The organism is Ornithinibacillus sp. FSL M8-0202, from assembly GCF_037975285.1.
Lineage (GTDB): Bacteria > Bacillota > Bacilli > Bacillales > Amphibacillaceae > Ornithinibacillus > Ornithinibacillus massiliensis.
On sequence record NZ_CP150248.1, the window covers coordinates 2,627,476 to 2,640,459 of the forward strand.

Annotated in this window: 14 protein-coding genes, 1 pseudogene and 1 CRISPR repeat array; of the genes and pseudogenes, 6 read left to right on the plus strand and 9 right to left on the minus strand. The window is 37.2% G+C overall.

The genetic code is table 11. The features are described from left to right. Positions 1-53 precede the first annotated feature (53 nt). The 4 genes and pseudogenes from MKY78_RS13465 to MKY78_RS13480 all read right to left on the minus strand — a co-directional run bounded on the left by MKY78_RS13465 (position 54) and on the right by MKY78_RS13480 (position 4,019). On the minus strand, positions 54-1,037 hold the full coding sequence (locus MKY78_RS13465; RefSeq protein WP_339213375.1) for an NAD(P)H-quinone oxidoreductase: 984 nt from the start codon (positions 1,035-1,037) through the stop codon (positions 54-56). Between the two features lie 407 nt (positions 1,038-1,444). Continuing rightward, a CRISPR array of direct repeats spans positions 1,445-1,744; the repeat unit is 36 nt; unit sequence GTCTCATTAATACCTAAAATTACAGAGTACTAAAAC. 125 nt (positions 1,745-1,869) lie between these two features. Continuing rightward, positions 1,870-3,423 (minus strand): IS66 family transposase, encoded by a 1,554-nt coding sequence (locus tag MKY78_RS13470; protein WP_339213305.1) that lies wholly within the window; start codon positions 3,421-3,423, stop codon positions 1,870-1,872. Positions 3,424-3,490: 67 nt separating this feature from the next. Further along, positions 3,491-3,739 (minus strand): annotated as a pseudogene (gene tnpB, locus MKY78_RS13475) (IS66 family insertion sequence element accessory protein TnpB); the annotation flags it as partial. An 85-nt stretch (positions 3,740-3,824) separates the two neighbouring features. Beyond that, entirely contained in the window at positions 3,825-4,019 is a 195-nt protein-coding gene (locus MKY78_RS13480; RefSeq protein WP_339213309.1) for a hypothetical protein, read from the minus strand. Here MKY78_RS13480 and MKY78_RS13485 point away from each other — a divergent pair. Then, positions 4,011-4,133: a hypothetical protein gene (locus MKY78_RS13485; RefSeq protein WP_339213377.1), complete on the plus strand. Its 123-nt coding sequence runs from the start codon at positions 4,011-4,013 to the stop codon at positions 4,131-4,133. The two genes, MKY78_RS13480 and MKY78_RS13485, sit on opposite strands and share 9 nt — an antisense overlap. A gap of 714 nt (positions 4,134-4,847) precedes the next feature. Here MKY78_RS13485 and MKY78_RS13490 read toward each other — a convergent pair. Then, positions 4,848-5,042, minus strand: coding sequence for a hypothetical protein (locus MKY78_RS13490; RefSeq protein ID WP_339213379.1), 195 nt, complete (start codon positions 5,040-5,042; stop codon positions 4,848-4,850). Positions 5,043-5,068: 26 nt separating this feature from the next. Continuing rightward, complete coding sequence (locus MKY78_RS13495; protein ID WP_339213380.1) at positions 5,069-5,647, minus strand: sigma-70 family RNA polymerase sigma factor; 579 nt, start codon at positions 5,645-5,647, stop codon at positions 5,069-5,071. A gap of 202 nt (positions 5,648-5,849) precedes the next feature. On the opposite strand from MKY78_RS13495, the gene MKY78_RS13500 reads away from it, so the two are divergent. Together MKY78_RS13500 and MKY78_RS13505 are read left to right on the plus strand one after the other, a co-directional pair. Further along, positions 5,850-6,020, plus strand: coding sequence for a YvrJ family protein (locus MKY78_RS13500; RefSeq protein ID WP_339213382.1), 171 nt, complete (start codon positions 5,850-5,852; stop codon positions 6,018-6,020). A 91-nt stretch (positions 6,021-6,111) separates the two neighbouring features. Further along, positions 6,112-6,570 (plus strand): hypothetical protein, encoded by a 459-nt coding sequence (locus MKY78_RS13505; RefSeq protein WP_339213383.1) that lies wholly within the window; start codon positions 6,112-6,114, stop codon positions 6,568-6,570. A 22-nt stretch (positions 6,571-6,592) separates the two neighbouring features. On the opposite strand, the gene MKY78_RS13510 is transcribed toward MKY78_RS13505, so the two are convergent. Next, the gene (locus tag MKY78_RS13510; RefSeq protein ID WP_339213384.1) at positions 6,593-8,251 is read right to left on the minus strand and encodes an IS1182 family transposase; all 1,659 of its coding nucleotides are present in this window, start codon (positions 8,249-8,251) and stop codon (positions 6,593-6,595) included. A 281-nt stretch (positions 8,252-8,532) separates the two neighbouring features. Between MKY78_RS13510 and MKY78_RS13515 the strand changes: the two genes are divergently transcribed. From MKY78_RS13515 to ltrA, 3 genes are all read left to right on the plus strand, one after another. Next, positions 8,533-8,994: a hypothetical protein gene (locus MKY78_RS13515; RefSeq protein ID WP_339213385.1), complete on the plus strand. Its 462-nt coding sequence runs from the start codon at positions 8,533-8,535 to the stop codon at positions 8,992-8,994. 398 nt (positions 8,995-9,392) lie between these two features. Next, a complete protein-coding gene (locus MKY78_RS13520; RefSeq protein ID WP_339213386.1) occupies positions 9,393-9,530 on the plus strand; it encodes a hypothetical protein in 138 nt (45 codons plus the stop codon). Between the two features lie 27 nt (positions 9,531-9,557). Then, positions 9,558-10,847, plus strand: coding sequence for a group II intron reverse transcriptase/maturase (gene ltrA / locus MKY78_RS13525; RefSeq protein WP_339217910.1), 1,290 nt, complete (start codon positions 9,558-9,560; stop codon positions 10,845-10,847). A gap of 186 nt (positions 10,848-11,033) precedes the next feature. On the opposite strand, the gene MKY78_RS13530 is transcribed toward ltrA, so the two are convergent. Both MKY78_RS13530 and yidA read right to left on the minus strand, forming a co-directional pair. Next, positions 11,034-11,612 (minus strand): hypothetical protein, encoded by a 579-nt coding sequence (locus MKY78_RS13530; RefSeq protein WP_339213387.1) that lies wholly within the window; start codon positions 11,610-11,612, stop codon positions 11,034-11,036. A gap of 430 nt (positions 11,613-12,042) precedes the next feature. Further along, complete coding sequence (yidA, locus tag MKY78_RS13535; RefSeq protein ID WP_339213389.1) at positions 12,043-12,873, minus strand: sugar-phosphatase; 831 nt, start codon at positions 12,871-12,873, stop codon at positions 12,043-12,045. Positions 12,874-12,984 lie beyond the last annotated feature (111 nt).

The window sequence follows — 12,984 nt, forward strand, 5'->3', positions numbered from 1 at the left end:
GGTTGCCCACTAAGCATTATTTTTTTGTGCAATAGGGTAACGTGGACATTTGTTTAGCTAGGTGAATCGACTTTTAAGATGATTTTTCCGATGTTTTTATTCTCTTCCATATGTCGATGTGCTTGCTGAACTTCTTCAAAAGCAAAGACAGAATCGACAATCGGTTTAAGCTGTTTGGATTCAAATAGTTCTATCGTAGCTTGGGAAAAATCAGCCGTTAGCTTCGCCTTATATTCATCACTTCTAGGTGTTAGTAATGTGCCTGTTAGTTGAATTCGTTTGCTCATTAGTTCCATCAAGTTCACTTCTACTTGTGCGCCTCCAAGGATACCAATTAACACCCAGCGTCCATCCACCTTAATGCTAGATAGGTTTTTGTTCCAGTAGGATGCACCGACAAAGTCTAGTATCAGATCGACCCCTTGACCATCGGTGATGTGCGATATTTCCTCGGAAAAATCTTTTTCCTTATAATTGATACCGTAATCTGCCCCTAAGGATTGTGCAAAATCTAATTTTGCTTTTGAGCCAGCTGTTGTGATGACGTTTGCTGCAGAAATTTGTTTTGCTAGTTGAATCGCTGCCGTTCCGACACCACTTCCGCCGGCATGGACGAGTACGGTTTCCCCTTTGTTCAGGTCACCTAACCAATATAAGGTTTGATATGCGGTTAAAAATACTTCTGGAATGGCCGCTGCCTCTTCAAAGGATAAGCCTTCAGGAATAATCATTGCTCGCTCTGCTGGCATGATTGCATATTCTGCATATCCCCCACCATTGACAAGCCCCATCACCCGAGTACCGACCTTCACTTCTGTATTCGGTCCGACTTCTTCCACGATACCAGCTACTTCAATTCCTAGAATAGGATTCGTCATATAACCAGTACGACCTTCACGATTAAGAATATCTGTACGATTAATTGCTGCAGCCTTTACATTAATTAATAGTTCACCTTCACGGGGTTCTGGCTTCGGAACATCTGTCACATGTAATTGTTCCGCTCCACCCGGTTGTTTCGTCATAATCGCTTTCATATTGTTAACCCTCTTTTATGTGGATTTTATTAATAGATAATTCCTTTTTAGCGTATCAGATGTTGGTGGGGGGATTCAAGTGAGGGTGCTTGAAGTGTGTGGATAGTGCCTTTTTACTCCAGAACAATCGCACACATGACATGTTTCGACAACATGATTGTTTGACCAAGAATCGATGAGATGAAATAGTTTGGGATTAGAATTCGTAACTTTTCAAATTAACCACTTCGTATGTGTGATTACTATACTTTTGTACATGTTCCTACAAAAATCAAGTGTGTTATGGCGGCTTATTAACCCCAAAACTTACAGAGTATAAAACTCAGCAGGAGAATTTTTGGTTGTAGTTTATATCTTGAATTGTTGGTATTAGAACTAAGATACATCACCAAAAAACATGATATCAAGTCTCATTAATACCTAAAATTACAGAGTACTAAAACAATGGTGGTCTTGCTGTTAATTGGAATTCTGTCTCATTAATACCTAAAATTACAGAGTACTAAAACGCATAGCTTCTTCAATCTCTTTTTCCAGATGTCTCATTAATACCTAAAATTACAGAGTACTAAAACTCGGAGTTCTTTAAGCTTTCTGCCTATCTCGTCTCATTAATACCTAAAATTACAGAGTACTAAAACATGCCACTCTAAACCTTCTTTTGATTTATGGTCTCATTAATACCTAAAATTACAGAGTACTAAAACAGACATTGACCTAAAAGCAAAGTAAGCCCGAACTAAGAAATTTTATAATAGAAGCAACTAAAATTAAAAACAGAAACGCCAAATAACCGTGAATCTGAGATGTTTTAAACAGATTTACGGTTATTTTATTTTTTTGCACATGTTGCTTGAATCGCCTTCGCCCAAGGCATGTACTTATTTAAAGTTTCTGGCGTTCGATGGATATCCAGATTTGGTAGTTCTGTTAGTAATTTCACCAAATATTGATAGAAATCCACACCGTTAGCTTTCGCTGTTTCTGCCATACTCAAACAAATCGCATTGGCCTCGGCACCAGCTTCGCTGACGGAAAACATCCAATTTTTTCGACCGATCACACTAGGGCGTATCGCATTTTCTGCTGGATTATTATCCATTTCAATGCGACCATCATAGAGAAAGGCACGAAGCCCATCTGTCAATTTCAGTGTATATTCGGCTGCTTTTCCAAGTGCGTTATTGCCGTAAAAAGGGGATTCCTCAATCCATTTCAGGAATTCTTCTACGATTGGTTTCGAAAGCTTTTGACGTCTTTTTCTTCGCTTACTCGGGGATAATTTTTTAAAATCCCTTTCTAGGCGATAAAGCTCGTCGCAAAATTTCACTCCAATCTGCCCGTTTTTACTGTTCACTTTCAACCAATATCGGCGAACGTGTGCCCAACAATTTGCGAAGGTTACGCCTGGGAGTTTATCGTATGCAGAATAGCCGTCACAGATAATGGTCCCTGTAAAGTTCTCTACAAATCCTTGGAGAACGGATCTCGCACGTGACAACGCACTTTGAAAGAGAATGATAACGGGGCCTTGGCTAGGAGCGCTACGGTACACCCAATTATAGGCATTGGAATTTCCTGGTTTCCCGTCGGAACGATGAATAATTTTTCCGTAGGTTTCATCCACGTGTAAAATAGATTTGTTCATCATCATTTCCTTCATCCGTTGGTACACGGGAAGTAACCAATCCTGAGCTGTTCGTATAACCCAGTTAGACAAATTCTTATCGTTCGTATGTAGGCCACAACGCTCCCATTCTTTTACCTGACGGTAAAGCGGAAGATACTGGATAAATTTATCATAGATTACTTTCGCTAGAATGCTAGGACTTGTCAGACTACGTTGAATAGGAGCCTGTGGTGCTTGGCCTCTTTTTATTTGTGCGTTCTGAAAGGAATGTCCCTTACAATTCTTGCATTCATAAGCATGTTCTACATGCTGTATTTTCTTCATCGTTGCTGGAATAAACATCGCTTCTTCTCGGACAACGGTGCTGCCCATTTCTGTCATTGCTTGCTGGCAACAATCGCATGTCGTATCTTCTGGGTGATGATGAATGACTTCTGTTTCGAGGTCATCTGCCAGAAAATCATTGCGTTTTCTATTTTTTGCTTTACGTTCAACAGTATATGCAATCTTCTGTTCGCTTTGTTCTTCTGTGTGCTCAGAATAGTTAAAAGAATCGTCATCATCCTCATCATCGAATAACGACGTTTGCCCATCGGGTAGATTGTATTTCGATTGCTCCGTTTTCGAACCATATAGTAGCTTCGTTAAGTGGCGAACTTGCTCGGTCAAAGCTTCGATCTGTCGATTCGATTGTTTTAATTGTTCCTCTAAAAGTTTAATTAATTTATCGTTCTGATCAGGAGAAGATTGAACCATGCAATTTCACCACCTTTCGTTCTGTTAAGATAGCTATAGTATACGCTATCGAACGAAAAATGAATAGTTAAAAAACACCTTTTGGAGATTTTTGTATTGCTTTTGGTTGTTGAATAGCTAACCCTTCCAAGAGCCAACGAAGTTCTTGTTGCGATAAATTGCGAACTTCATTTTCGTTTTTAGGCCACTGAAGTTTACCATTATCTAAACGTTTATAAAGCATGGCGAATCCATCCCCATCAAAATATAAACATTTATAACGGTCTTTGCTCCAACCGGAAAATAAGAAGATGGAATCGCCATAGGGATCTAGCTCGAAGTTATCTTGCCGTCAATTCCCTTTCTCATATCCGTCTTTCCACAAACAATATAAATGTTCTTGACGTCTGTATAATCTTGCCTCATTCATTTCTCAACTCCCTTATGACGGTTTGAATGATATGCTCATCCACACCGTTAAAGAAGGAAAGTTCAAAGCCGCCTGATTTCATCATAAAAACAGGAGTTGCCGAGGAAACTGGCGGGGTCGCTAACATAGGTTCTTCTTTTTCAGGATGGAGTGTTACGGGCACGATGATTAGTTCTTCATGTGGCATAGAAAAGCACCTCCTTCAATTGATATTTCTATCTTAGCAAGAGGTGCTTCATTTTTGTATGCGTTGTTTGATTACGGGTTTACTTTAATCGTCCATTCCAGTCCGTATTTCTAATCATCTCTAGTATTATATCTATTTCTTTAGCCGATGCTTTTTTCAACAAAAAGCTATATACATCTTCATAAATCATAGCATTCCCCTACCTACAACCATCTAATTAACAACAATTTACACCATTAATAGACAGATTGCTATACTGTACTACTACGGACAATTGGTGGCAGAATTCACTCTGATACTGTACTATCACGGACACTTGAAATTAGTACAACATTGCCGGTTTTTGGAAAAAATACTGTACCAATACGGACACTTAATCTTGGAAGATCATGGATTTTAATTTATCTCTAATGCTGTACTATTACGGACATTTACTTTTGGTTCTTTATTTCACATGATTATGCTCTATTGTACTATCACGGACTTTTATTGCCTTTAAGACTGATAGAGAGGGATTTTTTTATTTCCTTATTACTGTCTCTGTACGGACAGTTGGCTTCTTTTATATTTGGTCTCTTTTTATGCTTTACTGTACCACTACGGACATTTTAAAATATGGTACTGGAAGGGGAATCACCTAATAGCATACTGTACTGGTACGGACGCATAATAGTTGTTAAAATATACCCTTCTTACTGTACCTGCACGGACAATTAAAGTGAAAAATATTTTTAAAAATATTTTTTTCTAATAAAAAATCCCCCTAAATATTGACTAGGGAGATTTTTTATGAATGATATACGCTTATTATACAGTGATATTTTGCACTTACTTACTATCAATAAGTCTCCAGAAACTAGGCGCTTCCCCAAACTCAACGGAATGTATTTTCTCTATTATTTTAGTTTTTATTTCCTGTTCCAGATCTTCACGTTCTTGATATGAAGTATTGTGTAAGCTCTTTTTAATTTTGAATTCAAAGTCGTTTATTATTTTTTCTATCTCTTTGTTTTTATTCTCCATATAATCTCCTTCCTAATAGATAAATACTAAACTAACTGGTCGAGTAATTTTTTGAGTGCTTTTCTATGTTGATTTGATATGTTCTGCGGACTGGTATTAAGAAGATATGCAACCTCTTTAAGAGAAATCATATTTAAATAAAGGAGTTCAAGTATTTGAAGTTGTTTTTGTGTGAGTGTAGTCAAAGCTTGTATTAAATCTTCATTTTCTATCTGGTCTTTTAAAGTTGAACCGAATACATTATCAAAAGATAAATGATTTTCTGAAGTTATGAGATCTTTAGCAACAACGTCATTTTCATTATCAGATGAAATGGGCTGGTCTAGGATTAAGAGATACTTTTGTTTAATTCTATTAACCTTCCTATCATAGTCAATGCTAAAAAAGTGAATAAGCTTACTAACGTATTTTACCAATTTTACCTTATGATAATGTTCCTTAAATGCCTTATCAACTCTTTCTTTATTTTCTGGTGTTGGGTTCGCAACAGCCTCCTGAACTAGATTAAAATTATCTTCATCTGCCAAGAAACTTTTGATTATTGGATTGTCAAGAACTGTTTTATTTTCTTCTACAAATTCTTTCATTTTAGAATTTGTATTCATCAAATAACCTCCTCCTTATTATATTCTTTCCTCCTTTTATAAAGAGATTGACTAGCTTAATTATACATTAATGGGAACGTTAGTTCTGTTTTTATCAATTTTATAGCGGAAATTATCTATTAATTTAATAATGGTTTGTTTTCTTTAAGTTCCAATCACTTTATATAGTTAATATATTTTCAGTAAAAAGGAGGGGGAGTTTATGACACCTGCTGATGCCCCTATTTGGGTATCTATTATTGGAAATTTTGGATTTCCAATAGCAATTACTATCTATTTATTTGTTCGTTTTGAAAAAAAGTTAGGCGAGTTAGAAAAGGTAATTACTAACTTATCGGAGGCAATTAAGAATTTAACTATTAAGCATAAATGATTTTCAGTAAGGGATTTATTTTTATATTTTTCTTTCTCTTTCTATTAACAGATGTACATCAAAACAACATAATTAAAGGAGTGTTTTATTTATGGTATGGAGAGCAAAAGTTGTGACAGAGTCTGAAGCACAAACATTACGAGATATACACAGACAGTTATGGGAAGCTATGGAAGGTAAGAAAGATTACTCTGGAGTCTATGGTACGCTTGTAACTTTGGCAAACCTTGTACCACGTTTTCAAAAGTTTATAGGCCCGATTGCAAACGTATCTGCCATTGCCGACCTGCTTTGGGGAGTATCGCAACGATCAAATAGTGCAGCAAATATTTCCGCAATAAGGGGTGCAGAAAAACAATTTGAACAAGTACGATACGCTATTGCTAGCGGAGGTCATCGACGAGCAGAATTCCAAATGAACTGGATTACATTTCCATCAGTTTCAACTACTCATGAATTTGTTCAAGGAAATAACTCTAATCCAGGTAGAGGATACAAAATTCTTAGAATGCAGTTATCAAATGGTTCTTGGGTTAGCTATACTAATTAACTTTATAGAGGCTGGGACAAAACTAGCCAGAAAGTAATAAAAAACTGGTTCTAAGCGATTGAAAATTGCTTGGAACCAGTTTTTTGAAATCATTTCCATTTCCTAAACTAGATTTACCCATTTTGGCGGTATACTTCCTCAAGTTTACCGCCATAAGCGCAAATCCTAATTCATTTATCACTTTCTCTTTTCCTCTAACAGACATTCGAGTGAAACCCAAATTAGCCTTCAGAAATCCGAAGACTGGCTCCACATCGATTTTACGTTTACCGTAAATTTCACCAGTTTTCTCGTCTGAAAGCTTCTCCCTGACGTATTCTTTTTGAGATTCCCACTTTTCATTGAGATATACTTTTCGATTGTTTCCCTCTTTCGCCTTTGTACACATGGAGCGTAAAGGGCATCCGGAACAATCTTCGCATTCATAGACTTTAAATTCGCGTTTAAATCCGTATTTGTCGGTTCGATGGGACACATGGCTGAATAATAATTTCTTTCCATTCGGACAAATGAATGCATCATCCTCTTCATTGTATTCCCAATTGTCTACATGAAAAGCATTGTTTTTGTGTTTTCTTTTCTTCTCCTTTCGATACTGATTATATGTAATAAGAGGTGTTCTATTTCTATTATTCATAATATCTTCATAGTTTTGTTCACTACCATACCCTGCGTCTGCCACGATATATTTAGGTAGTTCAAAGAAGCGTTCTTCAATCGTATTCAAAAAGGGAATCAACGTACGGGTGTCGGTTGGATTTGGAAACACATCATAAGCGAGCGCATATTGGCCTTCCGTCGCAACTTGAATATTATATCCAGCCTTCAGTTGTCCGTTTCCCATATAGTCATCTTTCATCCGCATAAATGTGGCATCATGATCTGTTTTTGAGTAACTATGGCGGTCTTCAAAAATCTCCATATCCTTTTGATAATTTTGTTTACGCTCAATAAAATCTTCAAATTGCTTACGATATTGTTTTGGTGCTTTTCGCTCGGAACGAAGCTGTTTCCGCTCAACACCAACGTCACTCGCTTCAATTTCCTTGTCGTATGCTTCAATTTTTTCACTCAGTTTTTCCACAATTTCTTTCATTTCTTCAACCGAAAGCTCTTCGAAATCGTCCCGTTCTATTTCAGGAATGATTCGCTTCTCAATTAACTCATCGTACATTTGATTGGACTTTTCAATTAGTTTTTCACTATAATTTTCAACCGATTTTCGCCATACAAATGTGAATTTATTCGCATTGGCTTCAATCTTTGTGCCATCAATAAAAATAGCCTCTTCTTCAATTACTTCTTCCTTTACCAACTGAGATCGAAACTGTACAAAGCACTCACGTAATAACCCTTTCGCTAATGGGTGCACACGAAAGCGATTAATCGTTCTGTAACTTGGTTGATGCTCCTGAGATAACCACATCATTCGTACACTATCTTCTAATAAGGCTTCAATCTTCCTGCCCGAAAAGGCAGACTGCGTATAACCACAAAGGATAATTTTCAACATCATCCGCGAAGCATATGGCGGACGACCTGTATCTTTTCTAAGTGGTTCAAGAGCACTTTCTGGAATACTTTCTACTAAATCATTAATGGCAAAGGCAATGTCATTTTCTTTTAATCTAACTTCCAAATCCATAGGTAATACAACTTGTTTCATGTTATAATACGACATAAGGACACCTCCGAAAAAAGTTATTGGTCGTACTTTAATTTTATCAGATGGTGTCCTTTTTGTTTACTTTAATATCAGAAAATTGCGTGCAAAAAATAATAAGCATGGTCCTTACCGTTAAAACGTTGGTAAGGACCATGCTTATATTAATTTACTGGGGTTTTGTCCCAGCCTCATTTTATTAGGAATAAATTGATTATTTACTCATATTGGTATAATATTAAAACAATCAATATTATGCAATAATCAGAAAATAATGATCAGAAGGAGTGAAATGGTCTTTGAACAAAAATAAAATTTCTTATATAGTAGCTGGACTTTTAATGATTGCAGTCATTACCATATGGTATTTTAATATATCGCTAACCTCTTTACCTACTACTTTTTCTGAAATGGTAAAAAAACAAATTGCACAAGATCAACAAATTACTGATTTTGATTTTGATAAAATTCAAACTATAAGGATTGAGAAGCCTTACACATCACCAGATGAAGACGAAGTAATAATAATTGATGACCAAAATGACATCAATGGCCTGCTTAATACGAAACTACGTGTATATAAAGGAGGCAGATTTAAAGATAGTAGAGAAGAATATGATCTATATATTCATGTTAATGGATCTATACATAGATATACTATTGCTGAGAATTATATAAGAACATATGACGGTAGATATAAAGTTTTAGATGATAATAATGAAATTTTTAATTATCTTAAATCTATCTATGAAAAAGAATAAAATACACGATAAAAGGGAACCCTAGTCCAAAATTTTGGACTAGGGTTTTTATGAGTGCGCCCAGCATGGGCGATAACTTGGTGGTGAAAGTCCACTACAGGCTTTGCAGTAGGAACTGTTAGCTGAAAGCAAGGGTGTCCATTGTGAGGTGGAATCTGAAGGAAGCTGGAGGCAAACACTCGCACTGACGGATAGAAACCTCATATGAAGGCTGAATGGGGACGGATGAGTCTGCTCAACAAGGCAAAGTCCAATACTGCACGAATCCCTTACAGTAAATGAGGCAGTGACATGAGTGGAAGGTTATCGCACCTTACCTGGGGAGGTCTGTCTAACGATACGAAGGTATCGTAGTAACAACGAATAGGCAGAAGTCAGCCGAGGTCATAGTAGGGAAAATGTACCGAAGGACCGAACAATATCAAATACAAAGTAAAGAATGGAGGTTAGAAGAAGCGAAGACTACAGAAAACAATGGAAACATTGGCAGTCTGCGGAGGGATAAGGTGGAACCGAAAGAGTATGTAGATGTGTAGAGCTTTCTTCTAGGTAAAATGAAAGAAATGTATGGTAAGTCTCCATCATTGATGGAGCTCGTTGTAAGAAAAGAAAATCTACTTGAAGCAGCCCAAGTCGTTAGACGAAATAAAGGAGCTGCGGGAGTAGACGGAATGACAGTATATGAGGTGGAAGGCCATATAGTGAAGTACTATCTGCCTTTAAGGCAGAAGCTTCTTGATGGAACCTACCAACCTCAGCCTGTTAAACGGGTAGAAATCCCGAAAGCCAATGGAGCCAAGCGAAAGCTAGGCATCCCGTGTGCACGTGATCGTGTTGTCCAACAAGCGATAAAGCAAGTCATAGAACCACATATTGACCCGTATTTCCTTTCTCAAAGTCATGGGTTCCGACCAAACAAAGGAACTCACACAGCACTAAAACAATGTGCAAAGTACTATGAAGAAGGATACAAAGTGGTCGTGGATTGTGACTTAAAGCAGTGTTTTGACACACTGAATCATGATAAATTAATGTACTATCTTGAGCAGTTCATCAAAGATAAGATGATTCTCAAGGTTATCCGTAAGTTCTTGATGAGTGGTGTCACAGACCTGTCTGGCGAATTCGTAGAAAGTAAAACAGGCGCACCGCAAGGTGGCGTGTTATCGCCCCTTCTCAGCAATGTCTACTTACATGAACTGGATAAAGAACTTGAAAAACGAGGACATCGTTTTGTTCGATACGCAGATGACTTTGTCATTTACGTGAAGTCCAAACGAGCAGGTGAACGAGTGATGAAAAGTGTGACTCGCTTCATTGAGAAAGACCTCAAGCTTATCGTCAATATGGAGAAAAGCAAAGTGGGATCTCCTACTCGTTTAAAGTTCTTGAGCTGTCTGATGATGAAAGTGAATGGCACCTGTCGTTTCATCCCTACAAAAGAAGCAAAGGAGAAATTTAAGCGTAAGTTAAAACGACTAACTAGTCGAAAACATACAGGGAACTTCACAACTATTATAAAGGAAATCAACCAAGTTACAAGAGGTTGGATTGGTTACTTTGGTTTAGGATTTATCAAGATATTTATAAAACATGAGATTGAACCATGGTTACATCACAGAATCAGACAGCTTATCTTAAAGAGATGGAAACGACCGAAAACAAAGATAACGAAGTTACTACGTTACGGTCTAGATGAAGATAGCGCAAGACGTATAGGTTATTCAAGAAAGAAATACTGGCGACTATCCAAAACGCCTGAAGTTCATTGGGCACTTACAAACGAAAGACTCCACCAGTGGGGCTTAGTTTCACTAAGCCAACTAGTGGAGTCTGCTTACACAAGATATTGAACCGCCGTATACGGAACCGTATGTACGGTGGTGTGAGAGGTCGACTAGCCAATTAATGGCTAGTCTCCTACTCGATTTAACTCTCAGTTCATATTTTGTATTTTAAAGCCATCTTTTAGAAATACATTAAAAGTCACAGAAAAACTGGAAATTTTTCAGCGGTCTGATTTTAAAAGACGATTATATTTACTTAATATCGTTAAACGTGAGCTGTTTGATTCTACCACTACCTCTAATGTAATCTTTTTTACCTAATATGTCTTTTAACCAATCCGTATTTTCAATTTCCAATTTTGTATAGGATCGACCCTCTTTAATAAAAGAAAACTCTTTTATTATATCAATACTCTTTAACTCCTCGCAGCCCTTTTCGACAACTGCTTTATTTTTTGGATTTCTATCTTCTAAAAACAGTGTACCATAGACTTCTTCAAGTGGGATTTCATACACACCATCTTCTTTGATGTATTTACTTGTACTCTCCATGCTTGCTATACCTGAGATCATTACATATAACGCTTGCGCTGTTTCTATCTCATACGCTTCCTGAAAAACGACTGAAGTATTTCGTAACTTATCCAGAGAGTTTCGAACGAGTTGGTATTGCCTTCCACCCATTCCCATATCCAGTCTATCTACAATCTGGTATTCCGTAAATGTTACCCACTCTCCGTAATCTTGTTCTTCCCAAAGAGAGAATAATGCAATTAGAGTCTTTGCATCAGCCATTGTTAACATGTGACCTAAGTTATTTTGATACGTCATTTTCCGGATACCGTCTTTATCTATCTTTATGAACCCTCTTTCTTACCCTGCGGGTTCGTGTTTTAGTACTCTGTGACTTTAGATATTAATGAGACCAAGGCTAGTACTGAGTGTTGGGAGAGTAGTAGTAGCGAATAATTCGTGAGAACATCACCCCAAAAAAACAATAACCAATAAAGAAAATCCTTTGGCTGTTGTTTTTTGTTATGCTTAATTTGATTATACTCGCAATAACAGCTCCACTACTGATTGGTAGGTAGATTTAAGTGAGGGGGCTTGGTTCGCTTAATGTGGGAGTTTTCCGCTACTATCATTCCACCGTTTTACGATTCAAGAGTAGTTGACGAATTAAAAAAAGCCAACCAGAAATAACTCCTTTTCTGATTGGCCATTAAAGGGCAGATGCATTTAATCCATCCTACCCACCCAATTATGTGAGGCTTTCGCTTAAATCTTTAAGCGCCACTTTTTCAATGGCATATGCTACGCCGCCTTCATTATTACTAAGTGTTTCAAAATCAGCTACTGCTTTTACCTCTGGTATCGCGTTCCCCATTGCCACGCCACACCCTGCATATTCAATCATGGAAATATCATTTCCATTATCACCAATACACATAACTTCCTCTTGTTTAATACCAAGTAGCTCTGCTAGCTTACTTACCGCATTGCCTTTACTTGCACTTGGATGGACAAATTCTAAGAAGTATGGTGAGCTTTGAACGATATTATATTGATTCTTTAGGCTCTCCGGAAGGGCTTGAATGGTGTGGGTAAGCTTTTCCGGTTTATTAATATACATGATTTTTGGTATGGATATATCCTTTGGTACATCACTTACCTGGCGATATCCTAGCGGGATTTTGTTTAAATAGGATTCTAGCACGGTATATTCACTAATATCAGCGTTAGGTGTATAAAGTCCATTTACATCAAAGAAGTGCATCGGAGTGTTCAGTTCCAAACTATGGTCGTATAGATTTTGCAAATCATCGTGTTTTAGTGATAATTCTGCTACCACTTCGTTTGAATACGTGTTTTGTACAAATGCACCATTATACGCAATGGCATAGTCACCGTCTTCATCTAAGCTTAGTTGCTTAATATAGCTCCGCATCCCACCAATAGGGCGACCGGAACAGAGGACTACCTTAATTCCTTGTTTTTTCGCTTGGTGTAAGGCACTTTTTACATTTTCAGGTACTTCATGATGGTCATTTAACAGTGTACCATCCATATCAATTGCAATTAATTTGTACATAATAATCTCCATTCTTTAACTGATAATTCTATTATAAAATAATATACGATGTTTAGCATGTGTTTGGTCTTAGTGATTTCATTACATGAGTGATGAGGGAGGGGGTATTAT

What these genes read in the sequence shown, in the direction of transcription:
- MKY78_RS13465 (WP_339213375.1), bottom strand. Translation starts at nt 1,037, where the DNA reads ATGAAAGCGATTATGACGAAACAACCGGGTGGAGCGGAACAATTACAT.
- MKY78_RS13470 (WP_339213305.1), bottom strand. Translation starts at nt 3,423, where the DNA reads ATGGTTCAATCTTCTCCTGATCAGAACGATAAATTAATTAAACTTTTA.
- MKY78_RS13485 (WP_339213377.1), top strand. Translation starts at nt 4,011, where the DNA reads ATGTGGCATAGAAAAGCACCTCCTTCAATTGATATTTCTATCTTAGCA.
- MKY78_RS13480 (WP_339213309.1), bottom strand. Translation starts at nt 4,019, where the DNA reads ATGCCACATGAAGAACTAATCATCGTGCCCGTAACACTCCATCCTGAA.
- MKY78_RS13490 (WP_339213379.1), bottom strand. Translation starts at nt 5,042, where the DNA reads ATGGAGAATAAAAACAAAGAGATAGAAAAAATAATAAACGACTTTGAA.
- MKY78_RS13495 (WP_339213380.1), bottom strand. Translation starts at nt 5,647, where the DNA reads ATGAATACAAATTCTAAAATGAAAGAATTTGTAGAAGAAAATAAAACA.
- MKY78_RS13500 (WP_339213382.1), top strand. Translation starts at nt 5,850, where the DNA reads ATGACACCTGCTGATGCCCCTATTTGGGTATCTATTATTGGAAATTTT.
- MKY78_RS13505 (WP_339213383.1), top strand. Translation starts at nt 6,112, where the DNA reads ATGGTATGGAGAGCAAAAGTTGTGACAGAGTCTGAAGCACAAACATTA.
- MKY78_RS13510 (WP_339213384.1), bottom strand. Translation starts at nt 8,251, where the DNA reads ATGTCGTATTATAACATGAAACAAGTTGTATTACCTATGGATTTGGAA.
- MKY78_RS13520 (WP_339213386.1), top strand. Translation starts at nt 9,393, where the DNA reads ATGTACCGAAGGACCGAACAATATCAAATACAAAGTAAAGAATGGAGG.
- ltrA (WP_339217910.1), top strand. Translation starts at nt 9,558, where the DNA reads ATGTATGGTAAGTCTCCATCATTGATGGAGCTCGTTGTAAGAAAAGAA.
- MKY78_RS13530 (WP_339213387.1), bottom strand. Translation starts at nt 11,612, where the DNA reads ATGACGTATCAAAATAACTTAGGTCACATGTTAACAATGGCTGATGCA.
- yidA (WP_339213389.1), bottom strand. Translation starts at nt 12,873, where the DNA reads ATGTACAAATTAATTGCAATTGATATGGATGGTACACTGTTAAATGAC.